Consider the following 14998-nt stretch of genomic DNA (forward strand, 5'->3'; position numbering starts at 1 on the left):
CGCTTGCGCCGCCTTCGTTCGCAGCCCTACCGTTTGCCCTCCATCAACTGATATGGGCAACATGGAAACTTGGGCCTATACGAAACGGACGAACGCACGGCGCGCTGGTGTTCAAGCCGGGATCCCCGCAGAGCACGTGGTCATCACGGTTCACAAGGACGGCGACGATGTGCGCTTCGGTTTCGTGGACGGTAAGGCTGGCTGCGAGTGTGTTCAAGGCGCTGCGCCGCCCACTGTGCCGATGTCAGCGACTCTAAGTGCCGAAATTGAACGCCAACCGACTGCCCGAGCGCAGCTGGAGGTGCGCAATGGCGTCAGGCGACCCGCACCCGGAGGTGTCTGCCGAGCAGTATGGGATTGGCTGGACGCCAATCCGACGGTGACACCCAAGGAGGCAAGGGTTGCTACGGCCGACCACGGATGGAACAAGAACAACGTGTCGGCCGAATACTACGCATGGCGAAAATTCCGCCAGGTCAACTTGCAGGCGAGCGGCTCCAATCAGCCACGCGAGCTTGACCATGCAATCGCTATATCGGTGGGCTGTACAGGTGCGGCATGATGTCGGTAGCTCTGGGACATCGTCAGTCATCTGGGCACCTAGCGCTGAAACTAGTGCGCTCCTCCGCCAAGTGCGCACGCGAATTGAGCCAGACCAGCAGCTCTTGTCGTGCCAGCTTACGGGGTGGCACTCCGTGTCAAGCGCTTGTCAACCCTATGGCTCCTGCCAGTGCCGCTGCGCTGGGGTGCGATGAGCCTGCGTTGCGGTGTCCACTACACGGGCCCTTCGCCAACTTGCGGGGTACGGGCCGCGCAAAGTACTACTTGCCCCCGACGGCTAAGACGAATCACACGTCGATATTCGCTGCGCGGAGCGCATTCGTCTCAATGAAGTCGCGGCGCGGCTCCACTTCGTCGCCCATGAGCATGGTGAACACGCGGTCGGCTTCGATGGCGTCTTCGATCTGCACGCGCAGCAGGCGGCGCACGTTCGGGTCCATGGTGGTTTCCCAGAGCTGCTCGGGGTTCATTTCGCCCAGGCCCTTGTAGCGCTGGCGGCCCACCGCGTTCTCGGCTTGCTGCATGAGCCAGGCCATGGCGGCGCGGAAGTCGGCCACGGCGCTTTCCTTGGCCTTTTCGCCCTCGCCCTTCTTGACCACGGCGCCCTCGCCCACCAGGCCCTTGAAGGTGCGGCCGGCTTCGGCCAGCACCTCGTAGTCGGCGCCGTGCACGAAGTCGGCATTGATGATGCTGGCGCGGGTGTTGCCGTGGTGCTTGCGGGCAATGCGCAGGAAGAGCTTGTCGGTGCGGGCGTCGTACTCGCTGGTGACTTCGGCCTCGTTGAGCGCGGCCTGCATGGCGCGGGCGGCTTCCTCGGCGGCTTCCTTGGTGTCGAGGTTGATGGCCAGGCCGGAGGCCAGCACGCGCAGGGCTTCAAAGTCCATCCAGTTGGACAGGCGCTCGATCACGTTCTCGGCCAGCACGTACTTGCGGGCCAGGGTTTCGAAGGCCTCGCCCTTGAGCACCTCGCCGCCCTCGGCGCTGGTGCGCAGCTCGGCGTCTTGCAGGGCCACCTTGAGCAGGAAGGCGTCGAGTTCGTGACCGTCCTTGAGGTATTGCTCGTGCTTGCCGACCTTGACCTTGTAGAGCGGCGGCTGGGCGATGTAGATGTGGCCGCGCTCCACCAGCTCGGGCATCTGGCGGTAGAAGAAGGTGAGCAGCAGGGTGCGGATGTGGGCGCCGTCCACGTCCGCGTCGGTCATGATGATGATGCGGTGGTAGCGCAGCTTGTCGGGGTTGAAGTCATCGCTGCCGGCGCCGCGGCCGATGCCGGTGCCCATGGCCGTGATCAGGGTGATGATTTCGTTGGAGGTGAGCAGCTTTTCGTAGCGCGCGCGCTCCACGTTCAGGATCTTGCCGCGCAGGGGCAGGATGGCCTGGAACTTCCGGTCGCGGCCCTGCTTGGCGGAGCCGCCGGCGGAGTCACCCTCCACGATGTAGATCTCGCACAGGGCGGGGTCTTTTTCCTGGCAGTCGGCCAGCTTGCCGGGCAGGCCCAGGCCGTCCAGCACGCCCTTGCGGCGGGTCATTTCGCGGGCCTTGCGGGCGGCCTCGCGGGCGCGGGCGGCGTCGAGGATCTTGCCGCAGATGGTCTTGGCGTCCAGCGGGTTCTCGAGCAGGTAGTCGGTCAGCAGGCGCGAGACGATCTCTTCCACCGGCGCGCGCACCTCGCTGGAGACCAGCTTGTCCTTGGTCTGCGAGCTGAACTTGGGCTCGGGCACCTTGACGCTGACCACGCAGGCCAGGCCTTCGCGCATATCGTCGCCGGCCACCTCGACCTTGGCCTTCTTGGCCAGCTCGTTGTCCTCGATGTACTTGTTGATGACGCGGGTCATCGCGGCGCGCAGGCCGGTGAGGTGGGTGCCGCCGTCGCGCTGCGGGATGTTGTTGGTGAAGCAGAGGACGTTTTCGTTGAAGCCGTCGTTCCACTGCATGGACACTTCCACGCCGATGTTCGTGCCCTGCTCGCTGACCTTCTCGCCCACGGCGTGGAAGATATTGGGGTGCAAGGTGGTCTTGCCCTTGTTGATGAACTCGACAAAGCCCTTGACGCCGCCGGCGTAGGCGAAGTTGTCTTCCTTGTTGTTGCGCTCGTCGACCAGGCGGATCTTGACGCCGTTGTTCAGGAAGCTGAGCTCGCGCAGGCGTTTGGCCAGGATCTCGTAGTGGAACTCGTTGTTCTGCTGGAAGATCTCGGTGTCGGGCAGGAAGTGCACCTCGGTGCCGCGCTTGTCGGTGTCGCCGATGACGCGCATGGGGCTGACCTCGAAGCCGTCGCGCATTTGCAGCACGCGGTCTTGCGGCACGCCCTTCTTGAACTCGATCTGGTGCACCTTGCCATCGCGGCGCACGGTCAGGCGCAGGTATTTGGAGAGCGCGTTCACGCAGCTCACGCCCACGCCGTGCAGGCCGCCCGAGACCTTGTAGCTGTTCTGGTTGAACTTGCCGCCGGCGTGCAGCTCGGTCAGGGCGATTTCGGCGGCCGAGCGCTTGGGCTCGTGCTTGTCGTCCATCTTGACGCCGGTGGGGATGCCGCGGCCGTTGTCGATGACGCTGATGCTGTTGTCGGTGTGGATGGTGACGATGATGTCGTCACAGTGGCCGGCTAGGGCCTCGTCAATGGAGTTGTCCACCACCTCGAACACCAGGTGGTGCAGGCCGGTGCCGTCCGAGGTGTCGCCGATATACATGCCGGGGCGCTTGCGCACCGCCTCCAGGCCTTCCAGGATCTGGATCGAGCTGGCGCCGTAATCGCCGCCGTCGGTGGGCTGTTGGGGGGTGGTGTTGTCACTCATGGCAGGTACTCAAGGCCGCGTAGCGGCCGCTACAACTCACTAACTAGAACCCCCGCGTGGCGGGGGCAGGGGGTGCAAACATGCACCGCAAAGCGGGTTTGAGGCCGGCGGGCCTCAAATCCGCATCGGCATCACGACGTACTTGAAGCCGTCGTTGTCCGGGATGGTGATCAGGGCGCTGGCGGCGCTGTCGTTCAGGTCGATGGAGACCATGTCCTGGCTCATGTTCGAGAGGGCGTCCATCAGGTAGGTGACGTTGAAGCCGGTCTCGATCAGGTCGCCGCCGTAGTCGATCTCGATCTCCTCCTTGGCCTCTTCCTGCTCGGCATTGCTGGAGGCAATGGAGAGCAGGCCGGGCTCGAAACTCAGGCGCACGGCCTTGAACTTCTCGCTGGTCAGGATGGCGGCGCGCTGCAGGCTGGCCAGCAGGGGCGCGCGGCCCAGGGTGACCTTGAACTTGTGGTTCTTGGGGATCACGCGGTTGTAGTCGGGGAACTTGCCCTCGACCAGCTTGGTGACGAACTCCATGCCCGAGAAGCTGAACTTGGCCTGGTTGCCGGCAAAGCGCATCTCGATGGGCTGCTCTTCCTCCTCGCCCTTGCCACCGTCCTTGAGCAGGCGCATCAGCTCCAGCACGGTCTTGCGCGGCAGGATCACCTCCTGCTTGGGGATCTCGGTCTCGAGCTGGGCCTGGGCCAGGGCCAGGCGGTGGCCGTCGGTGGCCACCAGGGTGAGGGTCTTGCCCTCAGCCACGAAGAGGATGCCGTTGAGGTAGTAGCGGATGTCGTGCACCGCCATGGCGAAGTGCACCTGGTTGATCAGGCCCTTGAGCGTCTTCTGCGGCACGCTGAAGGCGGGGCCGAAGTCGGCAGCCTCCTGCACCAGGGGGAAGTCGTCGGCCGGCAGGGTCTGCAGGGTGAAGCGGCTCTTGCCCCCCTGCAGGGTGAGCTTGCTGGCATTGGCCGTCAGGCTGACCGTCTGGTCCGAGGGCATGGAGCGCAGGATGTCGATCAGCTTGCGCGCGCCCACGGTGGTGCTGAAGTTGCCGGCGTCGCCGTCCAGCTCGGCCGTGGTGCGGACCTGGATTTCCAGGTCCGAGGTGGTGAGCTCGATCTGCGAGCCCTGCTTGCGTATCAGCACATTCGCCAGGATGGGCAGGGTGTGGCGCCGCTCGACGATGCCGGCCACGGCCTGCAGGGCCGCGAGCACCTTGTCCTGGGTGGCTTTCAACACAATCATCTCGACCTCTCTCCGCTGGTTTTGGCAGTTAAGCCGCCTTTTGGGCAATGCCGCCTATTTTCACCCAGTTAAGGGGTGTTTCTGGCTGGAGGAACCCTAGCCCTTGAGCGTCTGCTCCAGCACATGCAGCTGCTGGTTCAGCTCGGTGTTCTTCTGGCGCTCGCCACCGATCTTGCGCACCGCGTGCAGCACGGTGGTGTGGTCGCGGCCGCCGAAGAGCTCGCCGATCTCGGGCAGGCTCTTCTGGGTCAGCTCCTTGGCCAGGTACATGGCAATCTGGCGCGGCCGGGCGATGCTGGCCGGGCGCTTCTTGCTGTACATGTCCGCGACCTTGATCTTGTAGAAGTCGGCCACGGTCTTCTGGATGTTCTCCACCGAGATCTGGCGGTTCTGGATGGAGAGCAGGTCCTTGAGCGCCTCGCGGGCCAGCTGGATATTGATTTCCTTGTGCGAGAAGCGGCTGTAGGCCAGCACCTTGCGCAGGGCGCCCTCGAGCTCGCGCACATTGGCGCGCACGTTCTTGGCAATGAAGAAGGCCACGTCCTCGGGCATGGGGGCTTGTTCGGCCTCGGCCTTCTTGATCAGGATGGCCACCCGCATCTCCAGCTCGGGCGGCTCGATGGCCACCGTCAGGCCGGCGTCGAAGCGGCTGGTCAGGCGCTCGTCGATGTCCACCAGACCCTTGGGGTAGGTGTCCGAGGTCATGATGATGTGGGCGCGCTTGGCCAGCAGGGCTTCAAAGGCGTTGAAGAACTCCTCCTGCGTGCGGTCCTTGCCGGCGAAGAACTGCACATCGTCGATCAGCAGCAGGTCCAGGGAGTGGTACTTGGCCTTGAGCTCGTCAAAGGTCTTGCGCTGGTAGTTCTTCACCACGTCGGAGATGAACTGCTCGGCGTGCAGGTAAAGCACCCGCGCATCGGGCTTGTCCTTGAGCAGGGCATTGCCCACGGCGTGGATCAGGTGGGTCTTGCCCAGGCCCACGCCGCCGTAGATGAAGAGCGGGTTGTACATGGCACCCGGCGCGCCGGCCACATGCAGGGCGGCGGTGCGGGCCATCTGGTTGGCGCGACCGGGCACCAGGGTGTCGAAGGTCAGGGCCGGGTTGATGCGGTGGCGGCTGGCGCTGGGCGGCGGGGTCTGGGCCGCCAGGTTCGGGGCCGGCTGGGCGGCCACGGCGGCCGGCGCTGCCACCGAGACCTGGGCCGGGGCCGCGGACGAGGGCGCGGCGGGGGTGGACGCGGGGTGCATGCCCTTGTGCAGCACCTGGCCCAGGGCCACGGGCTGGTTGGCGGGCTGGGCCACGCGACCCAGGGGCTCGCGCGGGGCCAGGGCCAGCTCCAGCCGGGCCGGGCGGCCGGCCAGCTCGCTCAGGATGGATTCGATGCGGCCGGCGTACTGGTTGCGGATCCAGTCCAGCTTGAAGCGGTTGGGCACACGCAGGGAGACGAGCACGCCATCGGCACCGCCATCGGCCACGTCGGCCGGCGGCAGGGGGCGGATCCAGGTGTTGAATTGTTGTTCGGGCAGTTCCGCGGCCAGCCGTTCGCAGCCGCGCTGCCAGAGATCAGCGCTCATTGTGGAAAACTTGTTCTTGAGCGGCCGGATTGTACGGGTCTTGGGGCCGCCAGACCCCAGGTTATCCACAGAAATTTCGGCCGGGTCAATCCCTCTTAATCCCCAGTTGGGGCTTGACGCTCGTTGACCGCCCTGGGGATTTTTGGTGTAATCGCGGGTTTTCCGGGCGCTGGAGGTTCAGGCGCGCGGGTGCCGGGCATCGGGTGCCGGCGTCGGACTCGGGCTTGCCGCAAGCTGCCAGGGCCCGGGGCTGCATCGATCTGAGAGGGCTCAGAAGCCCGGCGCGATGGCAGCCGCCCATCTCCTCCGAGCTAACCGACCTGGGCTGCAAACACAGCCCCCTAGGCGCAGTTAGCGCACCTAGCATTACTCGCCTTCGTAGAGGTTCCAGCATGAAACGCACTTACCAAGCTTCCAAGACCCGTCGCGCCCGTACCCATGGCTTCCTGGTTCGCATGAAGACCCGCGGCGGCCGCGCCGTGATCGCTGCGCGCCGCGCCAAGGGCCGCAAGCGCCTGGCCGTCTAAGCCGGGACGCAAAGATCGTGATCGGCCGCATCCAGCGATCGGCCGACTTTGAGCGCGTGTTGGGGGCGCCCAGTCGGGTGCGAAGCCCCCACTTCGCCGCTTACCATGTCACGGCCGTTCCCAGCCTGCCTGGACGAAACTTGTCCACAGAAGCTGCTGAGTTATCAACAGCTGATGCACAGGTGGCCCACAGCCTTGTGGATGAAACCCTGGTACAGGCCCTGCCCCAGGGTTGCTGGCTGGGCCTGGTGGTGCCCAAGCGCCACGCCCGCCGCGCCGTGACCCGCTCCCTGCTCAAGCGCCAGATTCGCGCCGCTTTCGCCAGCGGTGCCGAACGTGGTGTGGTGCCGCCCGGTCTCTGGGTGGTGCGCCTGCGTGCGCCTTTCGATCGCAAGGAGTACCCCAGCGCCGCCTCCGAGGCGCTGCGCCTGGCTGCGCGCGACGAGCTGGCCCAGCTGGTGGGCAAGCTGGCCCGGCCGCCACGGCCCCTGCCTCCTGCCAAGCCGGCCCCCGCGCCGGCCGCCCCCACGGGTGCCTGAGCCATGAGCAACGCCAGCAGCACCGATCCGCAGCCCCGCAGCCTGGGTCAGCGCCTGCTGATGGGCTTGGTGCGTGGCTACCAGCTGCTGTTCAGCCACTGGCTGCAGGCCGGCTGCCGCTACCAGCCCAGCTGTTCCAACTATGGCTTGCAGGCCCTGGAGCGCCATGGCGCCCTGGCCGGCAGCTATCTGGCCGCAGCGCGCATCCTGCGCTGCAATCCATTTTGTCTGGGCGGGCATGATCCGGTGCCCGACAATCCGCCACGCTTGTTCAGCCGCTTCGGCGGCGGTCTCAGGCGCGACGATGCCCCTTCCTCTCCCTCTTCTTCTTCCAACCAAGAAGCTTCCCCATGACTGATATACGCCGCACCGTGCTGTGGGTGGTGTTCACCATGTCGCTGGTCCTCCTGTGGGACGGCTGGCAAAAGCACAACGGTCACCCCTCCATGTTCAGTCCCGCGCCGGCCAAGCCGGCCGCGGCCGCGTCGGCGCCCGCGGGCGGCGTGCCGGCCTCGGCGGCCCTGCCGGCGGCCACCGCCGCAGCCGGCAGCCCCGGCGTACCCGCCACGACGGTGCAGGCACCGGCCAGCGAGACCGTGGAGATCCGCACCGATGTGATCAAGGCCACCCTGGACAGCCAGGGCGGCAGCCTGGTGCGCGTCGAGTTGCTCAAGCACAAGGACGAGAGCGATCCCAGCGGCAATGTGGTGCTGCTCAAGCGCAGCGCCGGCCACACCTATGTGGCCCAGACCGGTCTGGTGGGCATTGCCGGTGCGCCCAACCACCTCAACGCCATGACCGTGCAGCCCGGCGCCCGCGAGCTGGCCGAGGGTGCGCAGGAGCTGGTGGTGCGCTTCGAGTCGCCCGAGATGGGCGGCGTCAAGCTGATCAAGACCTACAGCTTCAAGCGCGGCGACTACGCCGTCTCGGTCAAGCACGAGGTGCAGAACCTCTCCGCGGCCCCCCTGTCGCCCCAGCTCTATGTGCAGCTGATGCGTGACGGCAGCGCCGGCCCCGGCGAGTCGAGCTTCTACGCCACCTTCACCGGCCCGGCCGTCTACACCGACAAGGCCAAGTTCCAGAAGCTGGACTTCGAGGACATCGGCAAGAACAAGGCCGAGTTCGAGAAGAGCGCCAGCGATGGCTGGGTGGCCATGGTGCAGCACTACTTCGCCAGTGCCTGGCTGCGCAATGCGCAGAGCCCGCGCGAGTTCTTCGCGCGCAAGGTGGACAACAACCTCTACACCGTCGGCATGGTCTTCCCCATGGGCCAGGCCGCGCCCGGTGCCAGCGTCAGCGCCGAAGACCTGCTCTTCGTGGGTCCGCAGGAAGAGAAGAAGCTGGCCGTGCTGGCCCCCGGTCTGGAGCTGGTGAAGGACTATGGCTGGTTCACCATCCTGTCCAAGCCCCTGTTCTGGCTGCTGGACCAGCTGCACAAGCTGCTGGGCAACTGGGGCTGGGCCATCATCGCCCTGGTGGTGCTGCTCAAGATCGCCTTCTACTGGCTGAATGCCAGCGCCTACCGCAGCATGGCCAAGATGAAGGCGGTGAACCCGCGCATCATGGAGCTGCGCGAGCGCCTGAAGGACAAGCCGCAGCAGATGCAGCAGGAGATGATGCGCATCTACCGCGAGGAGAAGGTCAACCCCATTGGGTCCTGCCTGCCCATCTTCCTGCAGATGCCCTTCTTCATCGCCCTGTACTGGGTGCTGCTGTCCAGCGTGGAAATGCGCCACGCGCCCTGGATTCTGTGGATCACCGACCTCTCGGCCAAGGACCCGTACTACATCCTGCCCGTGCTGATGACGGTCACCAGCCTGTTCCAGGTCTGGCTGAACCCGGCCCCGCCGGATCCGGTGCAGGCCAAGATGATGTGGATCATGCCCCTGGCCTTTGGCGTGATGTTCTTCTTCTTCCCCTCGGGCCTGGTGCTCTACTGGCTGGTGAACAACATCCTGTCGATTGCCCAGCAGTGGATGATCAACAAGCAGATGGGCGTACAGCACTGAAGCCGGCCCAAACGCCACTCCATCACGAAAGCCCCCGGACGCTCCCCCGTCTGGGGGCTTTTTTCATGGGGCGCTGGGGGCTTTAATGGGCTCATGCGGGGCAGTGACCCGCCGACCGGTTCGATGTCTGAACCCTGGGGCGGCGGGCTGGGCTGGCACCGGACGCTCACGAGAGTTTCCGGCGCAGCCTCCCCCGCGCCATCTTCTGTGCCGGGTGAGGGCTGACAAACGTCAGACAATCGCGCCATGCTCTCGCGTCACCAGGACCCCATCGCCGCCATTGCCACCGCCCCCGGACGGGGCGCCGTGGGCATCGTGCGTGTCTCCTCACCGCAAGACCTGGCCCCGCTGGTGCAGGCCCTGTGCGGCCGCAGCCTCAAGCCCCGCGAGGCCAGCTACCTGCCTTTTCGCGCCGCCACCGGCGAGGCCATCGACCAGGGCCTGGCCCTTCTCTTTCCGGCGCCGCACAGCTATACCGGCGAGCATGTGCTGGAGCTGCAGGCCCATGGCGGGCCCGTGGTGCTGCAGCTGCTGCTGGCGCGCTGCCTGGAGGCGGCAGGTGCCACGCCCGAGCTCAAGCACATCCGCCTGGCCGAACCCGGCGAATTCACCCAGCGCGCCTTTCTCAACGGCAAGCTGGACCTGGCCCAGGCCGAGGCCGTGGCCGACCTGATCGACGCCAGCACCGAGACCGCGGCCCGCAGCGCCAGCCGCGCCCTCTCGGGCGCGCTGTCCAGCGAGGTGGGGGCCCTGCGCGATGCCCTGATCCAGCTGCGCATGCTGGTCGAGGCCACGCTGGACTTCCCCGAAGAGGAGATCGACTTTCTGCAGCAGGCCGACGCCCTGGGCCGCCTGGCCCGCCTGACCGAGCGCCTGGACGGCGTGCTGGACCGCACCCGCCAGGGCGCCCTGCTGCGCGAGGGCATCAAGGTGGTGCTGGCCGGCCAGCCCAATGTGGGCAAGAGCTCCCTGCTCAACGCCCTGGCCGGCGCCGAGCTGGCCATCGTCACGCCCATTCCCGGCACCACGCGCGACAAGGTCAGCCAGACCATACAGATCGAGGGTGTGCCCCTGCACATCAGCGACACCGCCGGCCTGCGCGAGACCGAGGACGTGGTGGAGCGCATCGGCGTGGCGCGCAGCTGGGAGGCCATCCAGGACGCCGACGTGGTGCTCTTCCTGCACGACCTCACCCGCGTGGGCGAGCCCGCCTACGAGGCCGAGGACGCCGAGATCCGCGCCCGCCTGGCCGCCGTGGACCCGGCCCGCATCCTGCAGCTCTACAACAAGGCCGATGCCGTGGCCGCCGAGGCCCTGCCCGCCGGCGCGCTCACGCTCTCGGCCAAGACCGGCGCGGGCCTGGAAGCGCTGCGAAAGCGCCTGCTCGAGCAGGTGGGCTGGCATACCGTGCCCGAGGGCCAGTTCATCGCGCGCGAGCGCCATGTGCAGGCCCTGCGCCGCACCCGCGAGCATCTGGAGCTGGCCCACGCCGTCTCCACCCAGCAGCCTCCCGCACTGGACCTGCTGGCCGAGGAGCTGCGCCTGGCCCACGATGCCCTGGGCGAAATCACCGGCGCCTTCACGGCGGATGAGCTTCTGGGGGTGATCTTCAGCAGCTTTTGTATTGGCAAGTGAGGCGGGCGGCAGCCCCTCAGCCCGCCGCCCTGAGCTGCTCCAGCGTCACGAACTTCAATGCCTGGATGTGGGTGCTCTCCAGCACCACGGGCGGAGCCACACCGGCTTCATAAGCCTGCAGCCAGCGCAGGGCGCACAGGCACCAGCGATCGCCGGGCCTGAGGCCGGCAAAACGGTACTCGGGCCGCGGGGTGCTCAGGTCATTGCCTGCGGCCTGCGAGAAGCGCAGGAATTCTTCGGTGACCCGGGCGCAGATCAGGTGGCTGCCCAGGTCCTGCGCGTCGGTGTTGCAGCAGCCGTCGCGGAAGAAGCCGGTGAGCGGGTCGTAGGAGCAGGGCACCAGGGGCGTGCCCATCACATTGAGGGCGCCCAGGGGCAGGGGCGGCTCCTGGGCGGAGCTTTCGCGGTCAGCGTCCATAGGGCCAGCGGGCTTTGACGGTGGGCGCCTTGGTGGCCTTGGCACGGGCCTGCCAGAGCTTGAAGGCGCTGCTGGTGAGCTCGCGCTTCATCAGCTGCACCAGGGCACCGGCGCCCACGCCATGCTCCATCAGCACCTTGTTGTAGGGCGGGCTGTCTTCCCAGGCGGTTTTCACGACGGCCTGGATCTGCTCGGGGCTGAGGCGGGGAATGGGTTTGGCCATGGGTGGGGGGCTCAGTGGCCCTCGAAGTCGACCAGGGTGAACAGCGGCAGGCCGCTGTCGCGCAGGCGCTTGGAGCCGCCCAGCTCGGGCAGGTCCACGATGGCGGCGCCCTCGATCACGGTGGCGCCCAGGCGCTCCAGCAGGCGTTTGCCGGCCATCATGGTGCCGCCGGTGGCGATCAGGTCGTCGATCAGCACCACGCGGTCGCCGGTCTTCACGGCATCGGTGTGCATCTCCACCGTGGCATTGCCGTACTCCAGCTCATAGGTCTCTTCCACCGTGGTGAAGGGCAGCTTGCCCTTTTTGCGGATGGGCACGAAGCCGATGTTGAGCTCGTAGGCCAGCACCGAGCCGATGATGAAGCCGCGCGCGTCCAGCCCGGCCACAGCCGTGGGCTGCTGGTCGAAGTAGCGGTGCACGAACTGGTCGATCAGCACGCGGAAGGCGCGCGGATTGGACAGCAGGGGCGTGATATCGCGGAACTGCACACCCGGCTCGGGCCAGTCGGGCACGGTACGGATCTGCTGTTTCAAGAAGGCGAGGGCGTCTTGCATGGGCCCGATTGTCGCGCGGGCGGCGCCGCTGGGCCGATTCAGCAGACTTTTTGCATGTGGCTGCTCATGCGGGCGCGTCCGCCCTGCTTGGACTGGTAGAGCGCGGCATCTGCCGCCTCGATCAGGCGCTGGGCGGGATGATCGGCCTGGGCCACGCAGGCCGCCACGCCGATGGACAGGCTGACCGCCGGCCGCAGCGGCGAGGCCGCATGTTCAATGGCCGCCAGGCGCACGCTGTCCAGGCAGCGCTGGGCCACGACCTGGGCGCCGGCCAGATCGGTGTCCACCAGCAGTACCGCGAATTCCTCGCCGCCGTAGCGGCACACCGGCTCGCCGCCGCGGCCCACGCAGGAGCGCAGCAGGGTGGCCACGCGGCGCAGGCAGTCGTCGCCGGCCACATGGCCGTAGTGGTCGTTGTACTGCTTGAAGTGGTCGATATCGACCAGCAGCATGGCCAGCGGGGTGCCGGCGCGTGCGCTGCGCTGCCACTCGATCTGCAGGGCCTGGTCGAAGAGGCGGCGGTTGCCCACGCCTGTGAGGCCATCGGTGGTGGACTGGCGGGCCAGCAGCTCATTGGCCTGGCGCAGGCGCAGCTCCTGGCGCTTGCGCTCGCTGAGGTCGGTGAGCATGCCCACGAAGATATGGGTGGTGGCGGTACGGACTTCGGCCACGACCAGGTGCACGCAGAGCTCGTGGCCGTCGCGGTGGCGGGCGCTGAATTCCTGGCCGTCGCGGGCTCGTGCCAGGTCTTGCGGACCCGCAGGAAGATTGTTCACCAGCATGCTGAGGTGGCTGCCGCGCAGCTCGGCGGCCGGAAAGCCGAACAGGCGTTCGCAGGCCGGATTGACCTCCAGCATATGGCCCTCGGTGTCCAGGGAGACGATGCCGCTGCCGGCCGCGTGGATCAGGGCCTGCAGATGGGCCTGGCTGGCGGCCAGGCGCTGCTGCTCGCGCACCAGCTCGCTCACCTCCAGGCGCACACCCACAATGCCGCCGGAGGGCGTGCGGCGCTCGAAGATATGCAGCCAGATATCGTCGTGCACGCGCTGCAGCAGGGGAGCGGTCTGGGTGCCGCGCTGGCGTTTGCGCTCGGCCAGCCACTCGGACTCGCGGCCCAGGGCTTCGGGCACGCCGCCGTTTTCCAGCGAGGCGCGTACCAGCTGCTCGAAGCTGGCGCCGCGCTGGAATTCGCGCAGCTTGTGGGGGTAGAGCTCCACCAGGCGCTTGTTGAAGGCGACCAGGCGGTCGCGGGCGTCGAAGATCTCCACGCTGGCCGGCAGGGCGTCTATGGCCTCTTCCAGCGTGGTGCGCGCCCGTTCGGCACGCGCCCGTTCATAGGCCAGCGCAAACAGGGCCAGGGCCGCCACGGCTAGGCTCAGGGCCAGGCTGAGCCCGGCCAGCCAGGGCAGGCGCGGCGCCAGTGCCTCGGCACCCAGGGCGCCCAGCCAGACCAGCAGCTGCAGCAGCAGGCCCAGGCCCAGGGCCAGGGGAAGCCAGGTGCGCGGTGGCAGGGGTCGGGACATGGGCGGGGGGCGTGTGCTGACCGATGAAGCAGGCGATGCTAGCCCCCCGAGCGCAATGGCGCCAGGGCCCTCCCATGGGGGGATTGCGGCCCTGAGCGCCGCCTGTCAGGCCCCGCGGGTGATGGGGGGCTGCACGCTGTCGGCGGGCAGTTTCATGTGGGCGGACAGCTCCAGCTTGGCCAGCATATTGCGGTGGACCTCGTCGGGACCATCCGCCAGACGCAGGGTGCGCTGCAAGGCCCACATATAGGCCAGGGGCGTGTCGTCCGAGACGCCCATGCCGCCATGCACCTGGATGGCCCAGTCGATGACCTTGAGCGCCATATTCGGCGCCACGATCTTGATCATGGCGATCTCGGCCTTGGCCACCTTGTTGCCCACGGTGTCCATCATGTAGGCGGCCTTGAGCGTGAGCAGGCGCGCCTGCTCGATGCTGCAGCGCGCCTCGGCGATGCGTTCCTGCGTCACCGTCTGCTGGGCGATGGTCTTGCCAAAGGCGTGGCGGGCGATGGCGCGCTGGCACATCAGCGCCAGGGCACGCTCGGCCGCGCCGATGGAGCGCATGCAGTGGTGGATGCGGCCGGGGCCCAGGCGGCCCTGGGCGATTTCGAAGCCGCGGCCCTCTCCCAGCAGGATGTTGCTGGCGGGCACGCGCACGTTCTTCAGCTCGATTTCCATATGACCGTGGGGCGCATCGTCATAGCCGAACACGCTGAGCGGCCGGATCACGCGCACGCCGGGCGCATCGGCCGGCACCAGGATCATGGACTGCTGCTCATGCCGGCCCGCCGTGGGGTCGGTCTTGCCCATCACGATGAAGAGCTTGCAGCGCGGATCGCCCGCACCGCTGGACCACCACTTGCGGCCATTGATCAGGTACTCCTCACCCTCGCGCACGATGGAGCACTCGATATTGGTGGCGTCGCTGGAGGCCACATCGGGCTCGGTCATCAGAAAGGCCGAGCGGATCTCGCCGTGCAGCAGAGGCTCCAGCCAGCGGACCTTCTGGGCCTCGCTGCCGTAACGCTCCAGCGTCTCCATATTGCCGGTGTCGGGCGCCGAGCAGTTGAAGACCTCGGGCGCCCAGGCCACGCGGCCCATGATCTCGCACAGCGGCGCGTATTCCAGATTCGACAGGCCCTCGGGGGCGCGCGCCGAGCGGGGCAGGAACAGATTCCACAGCCCGGCCTCGCGCGCCAGGGGCTTGAGCTCCTCGATCAGGCGCGTGGGCACCCAGGCATTGCCGGCGCGGCGATTGGCCTCCACCTCTTCATGGAAGCGGCGCTCATTCGGATAGATGTGCTGGTCGAAGAAGGCCAGCAGTCGCTCGCGCAGTTGCTGGACCTTGGGGCTGTAGTCGAAGTGCATGGCGGGCGGCGTCCTGGGCTGCGATGACGAAT

14 protein-coding genes are annotated in these 14998 nt (G+C 67.2%); 6 read left to right on the forward strand and 8 right to left on the reverse strand.

Annotated elements, in window-relative coordinates; all coding sequences use genetic code 11:
- Positions 1 to 52 precede the first annotated feature (52 nt).
- Complete coding sequence (locus DFR39_RS02385) at positions 53 to 562, forward strand: hypothetical protein (RefSeq protein WP_211343769.1); 510 nt, start codon at positions 53 to 55, stop codon at positions 560 to 562.
- Positions 563 to 848: 286 nt separating this feature from the next.
- On the opposite strand, the gene gyrB is transcribed toward DFR39_RS02385, so the two are convergent.
- The 3 genes from gyrB to dnaA all read right to left on the reverse strand — a co-directional run bounded on the left by gyrB (position 849) and on the right by dnaA (position 6170).
- A complete protein-coding gene (gyrB, locus tag DFR39_RS02390; protein ID WP_133601925.1) occupies positions 849 to 3356 on the reverse strand; it encodes a DNA topoisomerase (ATP-hydrolyzing) subunit B in 2508 nt (835 codons plus the stop codon).
- Positions 3357 to 3470: 114 nt separating this feature from the next.
- Entirely contained in the window at positions 3471 to 4595 is a 1125-nt protein-coding gene (gene dnaN / locus DFR39_RS02395; RefSeq protein ID WP_133601926.1) for a DNA polymerase III subunit beta, read from the reverse strand.
- 96 nt (positions 4596 to 4691) lie between these two features.
- Entirely contained in the window at positions 4692 to 6170 is a 1479-nt protein-coding gene (gene dnaA, locus DFR39_RS02400; RefSeq protein WP_133601927.1) for a chromosomal replication initiator protein DnaA, read from the reverse strand.
- Between the two features lie 392 nt (positions 6171 to 6562).
- Here dnaA and rpmH point away from each other — a divergent pair, with 392 nt between their 5' ends.
- From rpmH to mnmE, 5 genes are all read left to right on the forward strand, one after another.
- The gene (gene rpmH, locus DFR39_RS02405) at positions 6563 to 6697 is read left to right on the forward strand and encodes a 50S ribosomal protein L34 (protein ID WP_054021782.1); all 135 of its coding nucleotides are present in this window, start codon (positions 6563 to 6565) and stop codon (positions 6695 to 6697) included.
- Positions 6698 to 6714: 17 nt separating this feature from the next.
- The gene (locus DFR39_RS02410; protein ID WP_162849384.1) at positions 6715 to 7236 is read left to right on the forward strand and encodes a ribonuclease P protein component; all 522 of its coding nucleotides are present in this window, start codon (positions 6715 to 6717) and stop codon (positions 7234 to 7236) included.
- Between the two features lie 3 nt (positions 7237 to 7239).
- Positions 7240 to 7590, forward strand: coding sequence for a membrane protein insertion efficiency factor YidD (yidD, locus tag DFR39_RS02415; RefSeq protein WP_133601929.1), 351 nt, complete (start codon positions 7240 to 7242; stop codon positions 7588 to 7590).
- Positions 7587 to 9245, forward strand: a complete 1659-nt coding sequence (gene yidC / locus DFR39_RS02420; RefSeq protein WP_133601930.1) for a membrane protein insertase YidC — start codon at positions 7587 to 7589, stop codon at positions 9243 to 9245. Before yidD ends, yidC begins: the two co-directional genes overlap by 4 nt.
- A 246-nt stretch (positions 9246 to 9491) precedes the next feature.
- Complete coding sequence (mnmE, locus tag DFR39_RS02425; protein ID WP_133601931.1) at positions 9492 to 10880, forward strand: tRNA uridine-5-carboxymethylaminomethyl(34) synthesis GTPase MnmE; 1389 nt, start codon at positions 9492 to 9494, stop codon at positions 10878 to 10880.
- A 16-nt stretch (positions 10881 to 10896) separates the two neighbouring features.
- On the opposite strand, the gene DFR39_RS02430 is transcribed toward mnmE, so the two are convergent.
- From DFR39_RS02430 to DFR39_RS02450, 5 genes are all read right to left on the reverse strand, one after another.
- Positions 10897 to 11298: a DUF2237 family protein gene (locus DFR39_RS02430; RefSeq protein WP_133601932.1), complete on the reverse strand. Its 402-nt coding sequence runs from the start codon at positions 11296 to 11298 to the stop codon at positions 10897 to 10899.
- Complete coding sequence (locus DFR39_RS02435; RefSeq protein WP_133601933.1) at positions 11288 to 11521, reverse strand: DUF2805 domain-containing protein; 234 nt, start codon at positions 11519 to 11521, stop codon at positions 11288 to 11290. Before DFR39_RS02435 ends, DFR39_RS02430 begins: the two co-directional genes overlap by 11 nt.
- 11 nt (positions 11522 to 11532) lie before the next feature.
- Complete coding sequence (locus DFR39_RS02440) at positions 11533 to 12075, reverse strand: adenine phosphoribosyltransferase (RefSeq protein WP_133601934.1); 543 nt, start codon at positions 12073 to 12075, stop codon at positions 11533 to 11535.
- A gap of 38 nt (positions 12076 to 12113) precedes the next feature.
- Complete coding sequence (locus DFR39_RS02445; RefSeq protein WP_133601935.1) at positions 12114 to 13598, reverse strand: GGDEF domain-containing protein; 1485 nt, start codon at positions 13596 to 13598, stop codon at positions 12114 to 12116.
- Positions 13599 to 13703: 105 nt separating this feature from the next.
- Positions 13704 to 14966, reverse strand: coding sequence for an acyl-CoA dehydrogenase family protein (locus tag DFR39_RS02450; RefSeq protein WP_133601936.1), 1263 nt, complete (start codon positions 14964 to 14966; stop codon positions 13704 to 13706).
- Positions 14967 to 14998: the final 32 nt, after the last annotated feature.

Origin of the sequence: Roseateles asaccharophilus (assembly GCF_004362405.1) — a bacterium.
GTDB classification, from domain to species: Bacteria; Pseudomonadota; Gammaproteobacteria; order Burkholderiales; family Burkholderiaceae_C; genus Kinneretia; species Kinneretia asaccharophila.